The organism is Anaerotignum lactatifermentans, from assembly GCF_016902535.1.
In the GTDB taxonomy this organism is placed as follows: Bacteria; Bacillota; Clostridia; order Lachnospirales; family Anaerotignaceae; genus Anaerotignum; species Anaerotignum lactatifermentans_A.
Genome location: NZ_JACSNY010000005.1, coordinates 163,312 through 178,680 on the forward strand (window position 1 = coordinate 163,312; position 15,369 = coordinate 178,680).

Consider the following 15,369-nt stretch of genomic DNA (forward strand, 5'->3'; position numbering starts at 1 on the left):
TTATTCTGTATTTCAGTCTAATTTGAGATGTGGTATACTGCATAACAGAGATTTGAGGAAAAAAGCGTTTTTTCGGACGGTAGGGAGACTGCCCGAAAAGATGCTTTTTTCCGGAAGAAAAGAAAGGATCTGAGAAAATGCTATCTGCAAAAGTATGTATCATGATTGCCATTGCCGTTTACCTCATCGCGATGATCGGCGTTGGCCTTTACTGCTCCAAGAAAAACAACAACGTAGACGACTTCTATCTGGGCGGCAGAAAGCTGGGCCCCTTTGTTACGGCCATGAGCGCCGAAGCCTCTGACATGAGCAGCTGGCTACTGATGGGTCTGCCCGGCGTAGCGTACCTTACCGGTGTGGCTGACGCGGCCTGGACGGCCATTGGTCTTGCCATTGGTACGTATTTTAACTGGCTGATTATCGCCAAGAGAATCCGTATCTACTCCCATGTTGCGGATAACTCCATTACAGTACCGGATTTCTTTTCCAGAAGATATCGGGATGACAAAAATATTTTGATGTGTATCGCGGCTGTGGTTATTATCGTGTTCTTTATCCCGTATACGGCTTCCGGTTTCGCGGCCTGCGGCAAGCTCTTCAGCAGCCTTTTCGGCGTAAACTACGTAGCGGCTATGATTATCAGCGCTGTCGTTATTGTGGCATATACGGCAACGGGCGGTTTCCTGGCGGCCAGCGCCACCGACCTGATCCAGAGTATTTTTATGACCGTAGCTTTGATTATCATTCTGCTCTTTGGTGTAAAGGTGGCCGGCGGCTGGGATACTATCGTGACAGACGTGCAGTCCCTGCCCGGATATTTGAATATGACAGAAACTTACAGCGTGGTAACAGGAGAGGCGGAGCCTTACAGCCTGTTGACCATTGTGTCCGTTATGGCCTGGGGTCTGGGCTACTGCGGTATGCCCCATATTCTGCTGCGCTTTATGGCCATTGAAGATAAGGAAAAACTGAAACTGTCCCGCCGTGTGGCTTCCATCTGGGTTGTCATTTCCATGGCCATTGCCGTCTGCATCGGTATTGTGGGCTATGCTATGACAAAGGCTGGCGCCATTCCCTTCCTGGAAGGCAGTACATCCGAGACCATCATTGTAAAAATCGCTGATGTATTGAGTCAGGAGGGCGTTCTGGCGGCGTTTGTAGCTGGTATCATTCTGGCGGGGATTCTGGCGGCTACCATGTCCACGGCGGATTCCCAGCTGCTGGCGGCTTCCTCCAGCGTATCCCAGAACCTGCTGAGAGGCTTCTTTAAAGTAGAGATTTCCGAGAAAACAGCTATGACCATCGCGAGAATTACCGTTATTGTGATTTCCGCCATTGCCGTTTTCCTGGCAAGAGACCCCAACAGCTCCGTATTTGGCATCGTATCCTTCGCATGGGCAGGCTTTGGTGCCTCCTTTGGCCCCGTGGTAGTATTCGCTCTCTTCTGGAAACGCTCCAATAAATATGGCGCGTTGGCTGGCATGATCGCCGGCGGCGCTATGGTATTCATCTGGAAATATCTCATCGCGCCCATGGGCGGTGTTTGGGGCATTTATGAACTGCTGCCCGCTTTCGTGACCGCTCTGGTGGTAAATGCCGTTGTGAGCCTTATTACACCGGCGCCCTCCAAGGAGATTACCGACGAATTTGAGGAAGTACAGCGTTTGTGCAAACAGAAGGCATAAATCGTATTCTGAAAACAAAAAGCATGAAATTTACTGGTAAATCAGAAATTTCATGCTTTTTTTCTTGGATATGGTTTTGTGGTATCTGTCAGTTCCGGAAGATAATCTACGCTGGTATCAAAGAACAGAGCAAGCTGTCGGAGGACAGGAATGGGGATATTGATTTTTCCCCGCTCATAATCGGAATAGGTGGTTTGTGCGATATGGAGAAAGACCGCCATATCCTGCTGGGACAGGTCTCTGTCCTCTCTTAAATCCCGAATACGCTGATACATCATAACATCACCTCAAAAAACCCCGCCTTTTTCATAAGGCGGGGAATTTGTTTTTTATACATTAAAACGGAACAGGATTACGTCGCCGTCTTTTACGACATACTCCTTGCCCTCGGAGCGTACCAATCCCTGTTCTTTGGCGGCGTTGTAGGAGCCAAGACGCATGAGATCGTCATAGGAGACTACCTCGGCACGGATAAAGCCGCGCTCAAAGTCGCTGTGAATCTTGCCGGCCGCCTGGGGTGCTTTGGTGCCCTTGGTGATGGTCCACGCGCGGCTCTCCTGAGGGCCTGCCGTCAGATAGCTGATGAGGCCCAGCAGCTTGTAGCTGGCGGCGATGAGACGGTCCAGACCGCTGCCGTCCACACCCAGATCCGCCAGAAATTCTTTTTTATCGGCTTCGTCCAGATCGGAGATCTCTTCCTCAATTTTGGCGCATAATACGAATACTTCGCTGTGTTCTTTTTCGGCGAATTCCCGTACACGGCCCACATATTCGTTGCTGGCGCCGTCGTCGGCCAGATCCTCCTCGGCTACGTTTGCGGCGTAAAGGACCGGTTTCGCTGTCAGCAGTGTCAGGCTGTTGACGAAGGCTTTTTCCTCCGGTGTGTCAAATTCCACGGCTCTGGCGGAGATGCCCTGCTCCAAAGCGTCTTTCAGCTTCTGCAAAACGTCCATTTCCTTCTGGAGAGATTTGTCCGCCTTTGCCATTTTGCCTGTTTTGGCGATTCTTCTTTCCAGAATCTCCAGATCGGAGAATACCAGTTCCAGATTGATGGTTTCAATATCCCGGATGGGGTCGATGGAGCCGTCTACATGGACCACATTGGTGTCCTCAAAACAGCGTACGACATGGACAATGGCGTCTACTTCCCGGATGTGGGAGAGGAATTTGTTGCCCAGACCTTCGCCCTTGCTGGCGCCTTTTACCAGTCCGGCAATATCCACAAATTCGATAACCGCCGGTGTGGTCTTGGCGGAATCATACATTTCTGTCAGTTTGGTCAGCCGTTCGTCGGGAACGGTAACAATGCCCACGTTGGGGTCGATGGTGCAGAAGGGATAGTTGGCCGCTTCCGCCTTCCCCAGTGTCATAGAATTAAACAGGGTGCTTTTGCCTACGTTAGGCAGCCCTACGATACCTAATTTCATTGAAGTACTTCCTTTCCTGATGTTTTCTGGTCACTGTGTAACATTATAGCGAAAAGCGGACAAAATGGCAAGGGACGGCGGCAAGAAAAGCCTTAATGCCGCCCTTTTCCCCGGAAAAATCCCGCAAAATATAAAAACAGTCCGCCCAGCGCCGCCCAAAGGGCATAGGAACGCAGCTGGTTCTTTGGGAGATAATATCCTTTGGCAGGGGTTTCCCGGATTTCTTCCATAGGTACGCGGCGATGATGTTGTTCCATGGCCATGCCTCCTTTTTTTCTTTTTATCATAACACAGACGACGCAAAAGAACAGGACGAAACGGAAGGAAATTCCTGATTTTCTTCAAAAAAATCCCCTTTTTTTCATGCCATAATCTTTTTTTTGCGCGCCATACTAAAGGAAAAAAGGAGGCGGACAAAAATGAAAAAACTGGCATTGACGATTTGTCTGGCGTTGTGTTTTTTCTCTGGCTGCGGCGCGGCGCCGGTGCAGAACCATCTGCAAAAGGCCCTGCCGGCGGAGGACGAAGAAAAAATCGGCGGAAAATCCCCGGCGGAACGGGCGGAGGAGATCAGGTCATTTCTGGGACAGATTTACGGTATCACCGGCAGCGCCGTGGTGGTGGAGGGGCATACGGCTATCATCGGCTTGCGGCTGGACGGCGTGACCCAGTCCCAGGCCCAGCAGATCATGAAGGAGACAGAAAATATGACCCTTTGCTATGGTACGGGAATTGACAATGTTTCCGTTACGGTGACGGATACCATCGTTTCTCTCATTGAGGCGGAACAGCGAAAGCGGATGCGGGGATAGACCGCTGTCTTCCAAAAATTGAAAGAAATCTTAAATACGGAAACTATGGCAAAAACAGTGAAGATATGGTAAACTGAAACACATAAGAGTATGCAAACAAGACCGATGAAGGGGGTACGGCAATATGAAACGGAAACTTTCCCTTGCGCTGGCGGTGATTCTGGCGGCGGGCACCATGCCTGCGACAGCCATGGCGGCCACGTTCAAGGATATCAATGAGCTGCCCTGGGCGTCCAGCAGCATTACGGCGGCGGCAGACAGAAATTTAATCAGCGGATATGAGGATGGCACCTTCCGCGCGAAGAATAATGTCACTTATACAGAATGTATGGTGATGCTTTATAACGTGCTGAGCAAAACAAACTCCTTGCAGACCATGGATACTTCCGCCATGGCGGGATATTATTCCACATTTTCCTCTATGGGAATCCCAACGTGGGCGCAGGCCAGCGTCATCTATGGGCTGAGCACCAATGTGCTGTATCTTTCTGATTTAACAAAATTTTATGATGATGGAGTTGCCCGCGCGGCAACCAGAGAAGATGTGGCCATCTTCTTTGGCAGAGCGCTGGAAACGAAATATGACCTTCTGAAAACACCGACAGTTATTTACAACGATCAGTGGAAGATTTCCGATACAGGGGCATCCTATATTGATTTGCTGAGCAGACTGGGTATTTTCAGCGGAGACGACAATAAAAACTTTAACCCCGACGCGCCCATCACCCGTGGGGAAATGGCGGTGGTGATGAACAAGACCTATGAACTGCTGGATGGAAATAACACAGGAAATCAGGGGGAAATCACCAAACTGGTCAATAACAGCGGGGATTATTACGAATTGACCATTCAGATGGACAATGGCGAGGAGCGGAAGTTTATCGCCATGAACGACCGCACCAAGGTTTACAATAAAGACGGCAGCGCGGAAATTTCCCTGAGCCGTTTCTCGAAAGGCGACAGAGTCAGCATCGTCTATACAGAAACCTCTCTGGATGCCATTTATCTTCTGGATGAGGAAGCAAACAGTCAGACTAAATATGATATTACGGGATATATCATGCGTTTGGAGAACAGCCTTCTGCGTCTGGAGAATGAGAATACAGGCGAGCGTCAGGATTATACGGTAGGCGGCAGCTGCATTTATTATTTAGATGGCAAAAAGGTCAGCCGTTCTGAGTTCACCAGTGCGGTGGAAAATAACAGTGACAAATATTTGTACGCAGGTCTGATGATCAGTACCAAAACTGTGAAGCATGAGAAGGTGGGAAATGTTGAGGAAACGACGGTAGATGAGATTTATTTGACGATTTCTGATACATATACTGCCTATGGAGAAGTAACCACAATAGGGGATTCTTATGTATCCTTCCAGAGTGAAGGCGGTGCAAGCAGAACCTTTAATTTTGCGAATAACTGTCAGTTCTATTTGGGTGAAGAAAAATCCACCATTAAGGAGCTGAAGGAGTTTGCTGAAACAGGAACGATTTATGTGAAGATCACTGCGGATCTGGACGAAAAAGTGACAAAAGTGGTTTTGTCTGAGGATACTTTTAATGAAAATCTGAAACAGACAGGAACGACTTATCGGCTGGAGGGACTCAGCGAGAAAAGAATGACGGTGACCAGCGGCGGAAAGACAACGGAATACACCTTTGGTTCTTCCAATCCTTTGGAAAATATTACTTTCTATACATGGGATAGCGACAACAAGGATTGGAATGATGTGAAATTTGCTTCAGCACAGGACTATTATGAAGATAAGTGCTATGATGCTGAGAAAAAGAAGGATGAAACCGTATATTGCCGGATCTATTTCAACAGCGGCGGAAAGATCAATGAGATTTATATTTCTGATAAGAGTTCCGCTTGGACAGATAGTGACATGGATACAACGGAAAGAAAAGGCACAGTTGCTTCCTTGATCAATGGTGTATTGAAGTTTAAGACATCTTCTACGGAATATACGATGCTCTCCCGTTATAATGTCGAGAATTCGGACGGCAGTGTAGAAAATGAACTGAATATTACCAGCGCCATCACATCTTCCCTGACCGTATTTGAAAAAATGGCAAACAGCCCTGATGTGACGCTGTATGCAGAGATCAAGGCGGATGCCGATAAAAAGGTAACAGAGGTCAAAGAGGCGTATTTGACCTATGCGAAAGGCACAATTGTGGAATATGAACCGGATAAATCCATGGATGAGCGGTATATTACCATTGAAACCAGTGACGGGGCACAGCTGAAACTCCATGTGGTAGCCAGACCGAAAACCGGAAGTGATGATTATACCTATGAAGATATTGCAAGCACCGGATATGTGGGTTCTACGGTAGAACTGGAATTTAACAACAGTGGTTATGTATCTAAGATCACAGTCGATGAAAGCACAGTGCAGGGTGCTGGAAAGCGCATTTCAGGCGTTGCCGTTAGTGCGGATAATGGATTGAAGCTGAAGGGTGATGATACGGTATACGACTGGATGAGCAGTGTAATCATTACCAGCTCCAGCTTTGACAGCGATCAGCTGTATCGCCTGAAAGAAATGATCGAAGATAAGGATGTTGATGTTTATATCAAGGCGAAGCTGACAGAAAAGAGCCGTGTGGAAGAAGTCGAAGTAACAATTCAGGGGGCGGAAGGCATTCTGAAGGAATATGATGACAGCGATCACACAGTCCGTATCCAGACAGCGGACGGCAATACATTTACATTCAATGTGCTTCGTAAGCCTACCTGTGATATTTCCGGTGTGACACTGGAAGATCTGGATGAAGACTGGAACGGCAAAGAAATCAAACTGGTCTTTGATGATGATGGCTATGTTGAAGCGTTCCGTGATTAAAAAAGCATTATGGATATAAAAAGGGCCTGCGTTCTTCCGAAAAAAAGGAAGGGCCGCAGGCCCGTTTTTTTGAAGCATCAAAAAAAGAGGAGCCGAAGCTCCTCTCTTCCGGTCATCCGAAGACGGCCGAATAACTTTTAATAAGGCTTCCGATGCCGCGCCGAAAGATGCGAAAGGAATGGGTGGGTGCCGCCGAAGCGGCTTTCACATTTCCGGCGGATCTGCCGGAAGGGGAAACGCAGAAGCAATTTGCACATAAAAAAACAGCCGCAGATGCTGTTCTTCCATATGTCAGAGCACCTGAGTCTGCCCGATCCCACAGAACGAAAACCGTATTAACTAAAAAGTTCAAGCCCTATTATAGTCAAAAAACCCCGTCCTGTCAAATGAAAAGAAATGGGTATTGATAAAAATAGTCCTTTCCCTGTATAATAAAGAGAATATGAACAAAAAAGAATGGGAGAGATTTGAGCATGAGATATGAAGGAACCGTTTACAGACCGCCCAGTGAGGCCGGCAGTCTGATTATACAGCTGACCATTGGATGTGCCAGAAATACCTGCACATTCTGCAATATGTATAAAGATAAGAAATTCCGTATCCGTCCTCTGGAAGAGGTAGCCGAGGATCTGGAGATGGCCAGAAGATATTACAGCCATATCAAAGTACGCCGGATCTTCCTGGCGGACGGCGACGCCCTCATCGTAAAAACAGAGGATCTGCTGTATATTCTGGATAAGTGCCACGAGTATTTCCCGGAAGTGGAGCGGATCTCCGTTTATGGCGCGCCCAAGGATATTTTGATGAAAACGCCGGAGGATCTGAAACGTTTAAAGGACGCGGGGCTGGATATGGTCTATATGGGTCTGGAAAGCGGCGCCGACGAGGTGCTGCGGGACGTAAAGAAGGGCGTTACGGCGGAAGAAATGATTCAGGCGGGTATCAAGGTCAGAGAAGCGGGCATGATCCTGTCCATGACGGTGATCTCCGGTCTGGGCGGCAAAAAGCTCTGGCGGGAGCACGCTTTGGGCAGTGCCAGAGTAATCTCCGCCATCAAGCCGGAATATGTAGGCTTTTTGACATTGATGGTAGAGCCGGGAACAGAGATGTACGACCAGTTGAACCGGGGCGAAATCGAACTGCTGGACCCTTATGAAGTGCTGGATGAAACGGAGCTGTTTATCCGCAGTGTGGACGCGGAAGGTACTATGTTCCGTTCTAACCATGCTTCCAACTATATCGCTTTGGGCGGTACCCTGAACGCAGACCGGGACAAGATTCTGGCGCAGATCGAGGAAAGCCGCAAACGCAGCCGGTTCCGTCCAGATATTTTCCGCGGCATCTGATACAACAGGGAACAAAAAGGAGTCTTGCGCAATGGAATGGCTGGGGTTTTTAACCGTCATAACCGCATATTGGTGCTTTTTTCTGGCAGCTGTCACAAAACGGTGGGGCTGGGCGCTGCTGCCGCTGTGGCTGGCGCCTGTTTTTGCCATGACCATCAATTACCAGTCGGGCATGGAGATCAACGGCCTGATGGTGCTGATCTGTGTGGCCATGTTCCTGCTGTGCCGCAAAGGGCTGACAGACGTGAAAATGTGGAACGTAAAGGTACGCAAAAAGCATAATTTTCTTTTTGGCCTGCTTTATGTTTTGATTTTCCTGCTGATGTTTTATTCTCTGGTGCAGGCCCAGGTACAGGGCTATTTCCTCAATCTCCAGGGCTGGGGCAGCAGCCGTCTGAGCGCGCTGCGTCTGGCGCTGACGTTGATTCCGCTGCTGGCGCTGAATGTGGTCTATACCCGGATGGTCTATACGGTCATTGACCGTCTGCACTGCAAAAAAGAGCAGGTGACCCTGCTGGCCTGCCGGGCGTATATTGCCAATGAGGCCGGCGTGGAGAAGGGACTGAATCAGGGGTATTTCTTTGAAGGCATCCAGAATGGAGTGACCTATTATTTTCGTATGACACGGCGGACCTTTTACATGATCCGCAAGGAAACGAAGATGCGTCTGGAGGTGCGCACAGGGCTTCTGGGCGGCAGATATGTGGTGGATCTGGGGCAGCCGGACTGGCTGAAGCGTACCCGCCGCAGGGACCGACAGGACGCCAAGCTGGGCATGGTACTGTTTGTGCTGGTGGCCGCGGCGGCCATCTGGTACTATTGGATCTTCCGGTAAAAGAGAAGGATATTTGCATTTTTCATAAGAAATAACCATCGCTGGAATCTTTGCGGGAGGCAAGGGTTTCAGCGTTTTTTTGTCCGGGGGGATTTGGCGGACAGACAGCCCAGGGGCTCTTTTTTATACGGCTTTCCGGCATGGGAACGGGCCGGGCCTCATATCCTTGTAAGAGGAAGGATGTGGGGACATGGCAAAAAAACTGGCGGCTCTGTTGCTGCTGTATGGCCTGCTGGCAGTGCTGGCGGTGCCGTTGATGGTGACGCTGGCCTTTGGCGGCTTTCGTCAGGAAGCGCAGATGGAGGCCAGGGCCATTTATGGTCTGACGGATTTTTACGCCGGGCAGAAGGCGCCGTCGGAGCTGGAGGCGTATGTGCTGGGAGTGGTGTCGGCGGAAATGCCGGCCTCCTTCCCGCTGGAGGCGCTGAAGGCACAGGCGGTGGCGGCGCGGACCTATGAACTGCGGAAAATGGAAGAGGCGGGCAGTGAGGAAGTCCTGTATGATATCGGACAAGCCTACTGTACCGAGGAGGAGCGCCGTCAGAAATGGGGCGGGAATTATGAGACTTATCTGGCGAAAATGGAAGAGGCTGTCGGCCAGACGGCGGGAGAGATCATGGTCTATGAGGAGGAACCGATTCTGGCGGTATTCCATGCCCAAAGTGGAGGACGAACCGAGGACTCAGAAAATGTTTGGGTACAGGAGATCCCTTATCTGCGCGGCGTGGACAGCGAAGGCGACGAGGAGGCGCCGGGCTTTGAGACAGAAGCTCGGTTTTCGGCGGAGGAGGTCTGGCGGAAGCTTTCCCAGTATGGAGAACTGGGCGTTTCGGCGGCGGAACTGGATTTTTCTCATGCGGAGCGGAGCAAGGCCGGCTACATACAAACCATACAGGCGGGGAATTTGGCGCTGGAAGGGCAGCAGATCCGCAACGCTTTGGGCCTGCGCAGTACGAATTTTACGGTAAAGCGGCAGGGGGACGAATTTGTCTTTACCACAAAGGGCTATGGCCACGGCGCCGGCATGAGCCAGTACGGCGCCAAAGCGCTGGCGGAGGAAGGCAGGGATTATCATGAGATCCTGCTGCATTATTACACCGGGGTATCTTTTGAAAATATTGCATAAAAACATTTCCGGCGGGCAAGAATATCCGTGGAGGTGTTTGGCATGAAACGAAGGAAGAGTAATGACAAAATGGCAACGACACTGGTTTCTCTGGGGCTGTGTGTGGTGGCCTTGGGGGCCGGGGTTTCCTACTATGCCTGGGATCAGCTGCAAAGCGCCGTGCCCCAGGAGGTGACGGGACAGACCTCTCCCGTAACGGCGGCAAAGACGCCCTCTTTGCAGGTGACGAAAGAGCAGTCAGAGCAGATGAGCGATGACGGCGGCGAAGAGCCAGATAGGGAAACGGTGCAGGAAACGGTAAAAACCACTGTGGCAAAGCAGGAAGAAAAGAAAACGGAAACGGCGCAGTTTATCTATCCTCTTACCGGAGAGATTCTTCTGCCTTACAGCGTGGAGACGGCCATTTATGACCCGACGCTGGAGCAGTACCGCACCAATGACAATATCTGCATGGCCGCCGAGGAAGGCACACCGGTGATGGCTGTGGCCGACGGCACAGTGGCGGAAATCAAGGATGACGAAAGGACAGGCCGTACTGTGGTGATTGACCATGCCGACGGCTGGCGGACTACATACAGTCCGCTGAGCGAAGATGTGGCTGTGGCAGAGGGAGATACTGTGGGACAAGGCGAAACCATTGGCACCGTAGGCCAGCCGGAGAAATACGGGGCGGCACTGGGGAGCCATTTGCAGTTTTCCATGGAACAAAACGGGGAAAAAGTAGACCCGCAGACAAAACTGAAGTGAGAAAAGACAAAAAAAGAGAACGCCCTTTTGGAGGTGTATCCATAAGAAAATAAACGTGGCTGAAATCCTTGCGGCGCAAAGAGTGCCGCTGATTCTATGTAAAATAGAATGATTTTCTCTGGAAACAACTGGTGGGGAAGATCTCTTTTGCAGGGTCAGTGACCATGGGGGACTTTATACAGGTCCCCTTTTTCTTTTTTCAGATCGGCGTAGAGCAGATCAATCAGAACGATTGTCAGAGGAATGAGGGCGGCGAAAAGGGCTTTGCCCTGATACCGGTCACAAAGGAAAACGGAAATGATACCGCCGAAGACGAATGCCGCAAGCATACCCATATGGCAGAGCATTCTGCCCAAAAAGTCAATGTCTTTATAGCGCAGTGCCTTATAAAAGGCGATTCCCGTTTGACGGACGTGGTTGGTGCAGAAGGTGGTCGCCATGGGAATGCTCTGGGCCTGGCGGAATGTATTGTACTGCATGGAGCAGATAAAGTTGATGAATACCTGAGAAATCTGGTGGGGTGCGCTTTCTGGCAGGCAGGCCAGAAAAATGACTACCAGCATTTCAATAAAAATCAAAAGGGTATCCCAGCGAATCAGTCCCAGCTTTTTGATGGAACGGGGCAGGGCTTCCGACAGAAGGGCCCCCAGAAAGTACGCGCTCATGGGAATTAAAAAATACAGGGCGTGGCGCCACTGGGCGCGGCCCAATGCCATGGCGAACAATACAAAATTGGCGGTCTGGGCATTACAGAAAATGCCGCCGCGGATGGAATAGGTAAAGGCGCCGTAAAATCCGCTGACGGACATCAAAATGGTGAATACCCACCATTTTTCGTATTCCAGATACTCATTCAATGTGTCATACAGTTTCATTTTTTTTGTTTTCATAGAACAAAACCCCAATCTTCTTTTCCGAAAAGATTTTCGTTGCCTGCGCAAAAAGAAAGCACCGGAAATATGGACAATTATATCGCTTGATTTTGATATTTACAATAAAAATCCTTCCCTAAAACGACATATCATGCAGATTGTCGTACAAGGGAGGAAGTCTGTTCCGGCGGGATCGCGGATGGGTCGAGAAAAGGGGATTTTTCAGATTTTTGAAAAAATACCTTTACGAATTTTCGGAAAAAGGATACAATGGGACAAAAGGGGAATAATCGATTCCCGGACAGGGGGTAACGGTATGGAACGTTTTTCTATCATAAAAGGAGATATTGTGAAAGCCAAAACTGATGCCATTGTTAACGCGGCAAATACATCCCTTCTGGGAGGCGGCGGCGTAGACGGCGCCATTCACCGCGCGGCGGGCAGAGAGCTTTTGGAAGAATGTGAGACGCTGGGCGGCTGTGCCACCGGTGACGCTAAGGTGACCCGGGGCTATAAGCTGAAAGCGGAGTATGTTATCCATACGCCGGGACCGATTTGGCGCGGCGGCAAATGGGACGAAGAAGAGCTTTTGGCAAACTGCTACCGCAACAGCCTGCGGCTGGCAAGAGAATGCGGCGTCAAAAGTATTGCCTTTCCGTCCATCAGCACAGGCGTATATCGTTTTCCTGTGGATCTGGCGGCAAAGATCGCTGTGCGGGAAATCATGGCCTTTCTGGCCCAGGATGAGGAAATGGAGCAGGTGATTATGGTCTGCTTCGATGATGATACCAAAAACGCCTATGTGACGGCGCTGGAAGAATATAAGAAAGAACATTGAGCCAAAACAGGCGCGGAAGACCGCGCCTGTTTTTTTCTATCGGAAACAGGTGTCTGTCCGAGGAGAAACAAAAAGAATTATGTAAACGATTGGGAATATAGGACAGATTTTTACGGATTTTGTCAGGAGGATAACTTTTCTGGTTGTCCACAGTGAAAAACGCCTGAAAAATGAGTTATACACAAAGTTATCCACATTATCCACAGAAACAATGCGGGGAATCTGTGGAGAACTTCCCTTTTTCCACAGGAAAAGGAAAGGAGGCAGAATGGCGGAAAATGGGCATTTCTCATTTTTGAGGGGAGAGGAACAGAAGAAGAAAAATAAGTTCTGTCAACCAAAAGGAAAATATTACACAAAAAAGAGACGGGGAAAAAATAGGCGAAAGGGAGAAAAAAAGAAAAAAATACCACAATTTTTTTCCCCGGGAAAAAAGGGATTTGGAAAAAAACGGCGAATAGGTATGACATGAAAGAAAAATATCTCTTTCTATCGTCGGTATCCCCCAAAATGGAGCCGGCGGTCATGACCAATGGTTTCATTCTGAAACCGCGAAGGGAGTTGTTATTATGCGTTATAACATTATCGGTAAAAACATCGACGTTTGGGACAAGACCAAAGAAATGGTTGAACACAAGATGGATCGTATCGCGAAGCTGTTCCCCGAGGACACCAACGCGACCATCACACTGAGCCTGGAAAAACTGGTTTCCACCGTAGAGGTGACCATTCCGCTGAATAAGAGACTGATCCGTGCCGAAGTGCAGGATGCAGATATGACAGCAGCTATGGATAAGGCTGTGGATATTCTGGAAGGACAGGTAGTCCGCTATAAAAAACGGATGCGCACAAAAGTACGCCAGAGCGGCGAAGGATATATGGCAGAGTATCAGGCAATCCTGGTGCCGGAGGAAGATCTGGACGAGGAACCTCTGTACAAGATCGAACGCATCAAACATTTTGAAGTAAAACCCATGGACGCGGAAGAAGCCGTGATGGAAATGGAACTGATCGGCCACAACTTCTTTGTATTCCGCAACGGGGAAACAGACGAAGTTAATGTAGTTTACAAACGGAAAAACGGCTCTTATGGTTTGATTGAGCCGGAATACTAAAATACAGATCACGGCAGAAGGAGAAGCCGTTTCCTAAGGGCAATACAAAAGGGAAGTCATTAGGGGCATCTTCATAAGGAAATAAAAAATCGCCGGAATCCATACAATAGATTCCGGCGATTCTTTTTTTGGAATGAAGTTCTTATGAGAAGAGCATCCACCTTTTTTATTTTGCCAGGAGCTTGCGCCTGGGCTTGGGGCCATGATGCTGCCAGGGCTTTCTGCGGTAGAACCAGACCGAAAGCGCCGCGGAGATGGCCCAGCCAAAAGGCCAGGACAGCCAGATACCGGTGGAATCCATGCCCATAACTTTGACGAAGAAATAAGCCAGCACGACCCGCAGAACCAGGTCTGTAAAGGTGGTGGTGGTAAAGTAGGCGATGGAGCTGGTGCCCCGCAGAACGCTGTCACACATACATTTCGTCATGACCACAAAATAGAAGGGGGAGACGAAACGCAGGAACAGCACGCCGGTCTGGATGGCCGTCTGGCTTTCGCCGTCCATGAACAGACCGATGGCGTAGCGGCCGAAGATCAAATAGACCAGGGCGAAGGGCAGGCAGACCATAACGCCCATACGCAGGCTTTCCTTCAGTCCTTCCCAGATACGTTCTTCCTTGTGGGCGCCCACATTCTGCGCCGTAAAGGAGGAAAGGCCGTTGGACAGGGTGGTCATGCAGGTAACGGTGAAGGTATTCAGCTTGATGGCGGAGGAATACCCTGCGATAACGGCGGAACCGAAGCTGTTGACCAGTGTCTGGATGAAGAGATTGCCAACGGAGACAAAACTCTGCTGCAAAATACTGGGAACGGCGATGACCGCTACCTGGCCCAGCAGATGGAAAGAAAACCAGGGGAAGGGCTTATTGGTATGGATACGGCTGCGCATTTTGAAAAACAGGGAGATCAGCGCCAGAATACAGGAGATCCCCTGCGCCGCAAAGGTTGCCCATGCCACACCGGCAACGCCCATTTTAAAAACGATGACAAAGATCAGGTCCAGAGCGATATTGCCCAGAGAGGACCCGATGAGGAAATACAGGGGTGTTTTGGAATCCCCCAGCGCCGTGAAAATACCGGTGCAGACATTATAAAGGAACAGAAACCCGAAGCCGTATATATAGATATGCAGGTACAGGGCCCCGTCCTGAAAAATGTTGTCTGGTGTTTGCAGCATCCGCATCATATTTTCGCCCTGCCATACGCCGAATACCGTCAGGATGACGCTGAGGATGGCGCAGGTGATAAAAATGGTGCTGACGGCGCATTTTAAATGAAGATACTGTTTGCTGCCGAAAAGCCGGGATACCACTACGGCACAGCCGGCACTGCTGCCGATGGCGATGGCCATAAAGATCATGGTGATGGGGTAGGATGCCCCGATGGCTGCCAGCGCATCTTCGCCGATGAAACGGCCGGCGATGATACTGTCGGCAATATTATACATTTGCTGAAATACAACACTGATGAGCATGGGAATGGAAAATGCCCAAAGGAGCTTTCTGGTGTTGCCAGTGGTTAAATCTGTAATCATAAGGACGCCTCCTGTTTCTCTTTCTTCAATGTCCCTTTGGGTTTATTGTATAAAAAATGGGCGGAATGGGCAAGTGCGAAACTGCTCTTTTTGCGGCACAAGAAAGTGAAAAAGCCTGAAATTGGGCCAAAAAGAGAAAAAGATATTATTTTTTTGAAATGTTTTTTTCTGAACTCGCACTGTC

The 15,369-nt window shown here is 49.6% G+C and carries 15 protein-coding genes; 10 read left to right on the forward strand and 5 right to left on the reverse strand.

What is annotated here, in order from left to right; all coding sequences use genetic code 11:
• The first annotated feature begins 137 nt into the window (after positions 1–137).
• A complete protein-coding gene (gene putP, locus H9X84_RS05815; RefSeq protein WP_205133252.1) occupies positions 138–1,685 on the forward strand; it encodes a sodium/proline symporter PutP in 1,548 nt (515 codons plus the stop codon).
• A 50-nt stretch (positions 1,686–1,735) separates the two neighbouring features.
• Here the strand turns inward: putP and H9X84_RS05820 are convergent, their stop codons facing one another.
• From H9X84_RS05820 to H9X84_RS05830, 3 genes are all read right to left on the reverse strand, one after another.
• Positions 1,736–1,960 (reverse strand): helix-turn-helix domain-containing protein, encoded by a 225-nt coding sequence (locus H9X84_RS05820; RefSeq protein ID WP_205133251.1) that lies wholly within the window; start codon positions 1,958–1,960, stop codon positions 1,736–1,738.
• Between the two features lie 54 nt (positions 1,961–2,014).
• Entirely contained in the window at positions 2,015–3,112 is a 1,098-nt protein-coding gene (gene ychF / locus H9X84_RS05825; protein WP_205133250.1) for a redox-regulated ATPase YchF, read from the reverse strand.
• A gap of 92 nt (positions 3,113–3,204) precedes the next feature.
• Positions 3,205–3,369 (reverse strand): hypothetical protein, encoded by a 165-nt coding sequence (locus H9X84_RS05830; RefSeq protein WP_205133249.1) that lies wholly within the window; start codon positions 3,367–3,369, stop codon positions 3,205–3,207.
• 162 nt (positions 3,370–3,531) lie between these two features.
• On the opposite strand from H9X84_RS05830, the gene H9X84_RS05835 reads away from it, so the two are divergent.
• The 6 genes from H9X84_RS05835 to H9X84_RS05860 all read left to right on the forward strand — a co-directional run bounded on the left by H9X84_RS05835 (position 3,532) and on the right by H9X84_RS05860 (position 10,826).
• Positions 3,532–3,924: a hypothetical protein gene (locus tag H9X84_RS05835; protein WP_205133248.1), complete on the forward strand. Its 393-nt coding sequence runs from the start codon at positions 3,532–3,534 to the stop codon at positions 3,922–3,924.
• A 124-nt stretch (positions 3,925–4,048) separates the two neighbouring features.
• Complete coding sequence (locus tag H9X84_RS05840; RefSeq protein WP_205133247.1) at positions 4,049–6,772, forward strand: S-layer homology domain-containing protein; 2,724 nt, start codon at positions 4,049–4,051, stop codon at positions 6,770–6,772.
• 473 nt (positions 6,773–7,245) lie between these two features.
• Complete coding sequence (locus H9X84_RS05845; protein ID WP_205133246.1) at positions 7,246–8,118, forward strand: radical SAM protein; 873 nt, start codon at positions 7,246–7,248, stop codon at positions 8,116–8,118.
• A 31-nt stretch (positions 8,119–8,149) separates the two neighbouring features.
• On the forward strand, positions 8,150–8,953 hold the full coding sequence (locus H9X84_RS05850) for a hypothetical protein (RefSeq protein WP_205133245.1): 804 nt from the start codon (positions 8,150–8,152) through the stop codon (positions 8,951–8,953).
• Positions 8,954–9,143: 190 nt separating this feature from the next.
• Positions 9,144–10,079 (forward strand): stage II sporulation protein D, encoded by a 936-nt coding sequence (gene spoIID / locus H9X84_RS05855; RefSeq protein ID WP_205133244.1) that lies wholly within the window; start codon positions 9,144–9,146, stop codon positions 10,077–10,079.
• 42 nt (positions 10,080–10,121) lie between these two features.
• Entirely contained in the window at positions 10,122–10,826 is a 705-nt protein-coding gene (locus H9X84_RS05860) for a M23 family metallopeptidase (RefSeq protein WP_205133243.1), read from the forward strand.
• A gap of 155 nt (positions 10,827–10,981) precedes the next feature.
• Here the strand turns inward: H9X84_RS05860 and H9X84_RS05865 are convergent, their stop codons facing one another.
• Positions 10,982–11,716: a YoaK family protein gene (locus tag H9X84_RS05865; protein ID WP_205133242.1), complete on the reverse strand. Its 735-nt coding sequence runs from the start codon at positions 11,714–11,716 to the stop codon at positions 10,982–10,984.
• Positions 11,717–12,014: 298 nt separating this feature from the next.
• Here H9X84_RS05865 and H9X84_RS05870 point away from each other — a divergent pair, with 298 nt between their 5' ends.
• From H9X84_RS05870 to hpf, 3 genes are all read left to right on the forward strand, one after another.
• Positions 12,015–12,536 carry an O-acetyl-ADP-ribose deacetylase gene (locus tag H9X84_RS05870; RefSeq protein ID WP_205133241.1) on the forward strand — a complete coding sequence of 174 codons (522 nt, stop codon included), beginning with the start codon at positions 12,015–12,017 and terminating at the stop codon, positions 12,534–12,536.
• Between the two features lie 268 nt (positions 12,537–12,804).
• On the forward strand, positions 12,805–13,008 hold the full coding sequence (locus H9X84_RS05875) for a hypothetical protein (RefSeq protein ID WP_205133240.1): 204 nt from the start codon (positions 12,805–12,807) through the stop codon (positions 13,006–13,008).
• Between the two features lie 97 nt (positions 13,009–13,105).
• On the forward strand, positions 13,106–13,651 hold the full coding sequence (hpf, locus tag H9X84_RS05880) for a ribosome hibernation-promoting factor, HPF/YfiA family (protein WP_205133239.1): 546 nt from the start codon (positions 13,106–13,108) through the stop codon (positions 13,649–13,651).
• Between the two features lie 166 nt (positions 13,652–13,817).
• On the opposite strand, the gene H9X84_RS05885 is transcribed toward hpf, so the two are convergent.
• Positions 13,818–15,185: an MATE family efflux transporter gene (locus H9X84_RS05885; protein ID WP_205133238.1), complete on the reverse strand. Its 1,368-nt coding sequence runs from the start codon at positions 15,183–15,185 to the stop codon at positions 13,818–13,820.
• Positions 15,186–15,369: the final 184 nt, after the last annotated feature.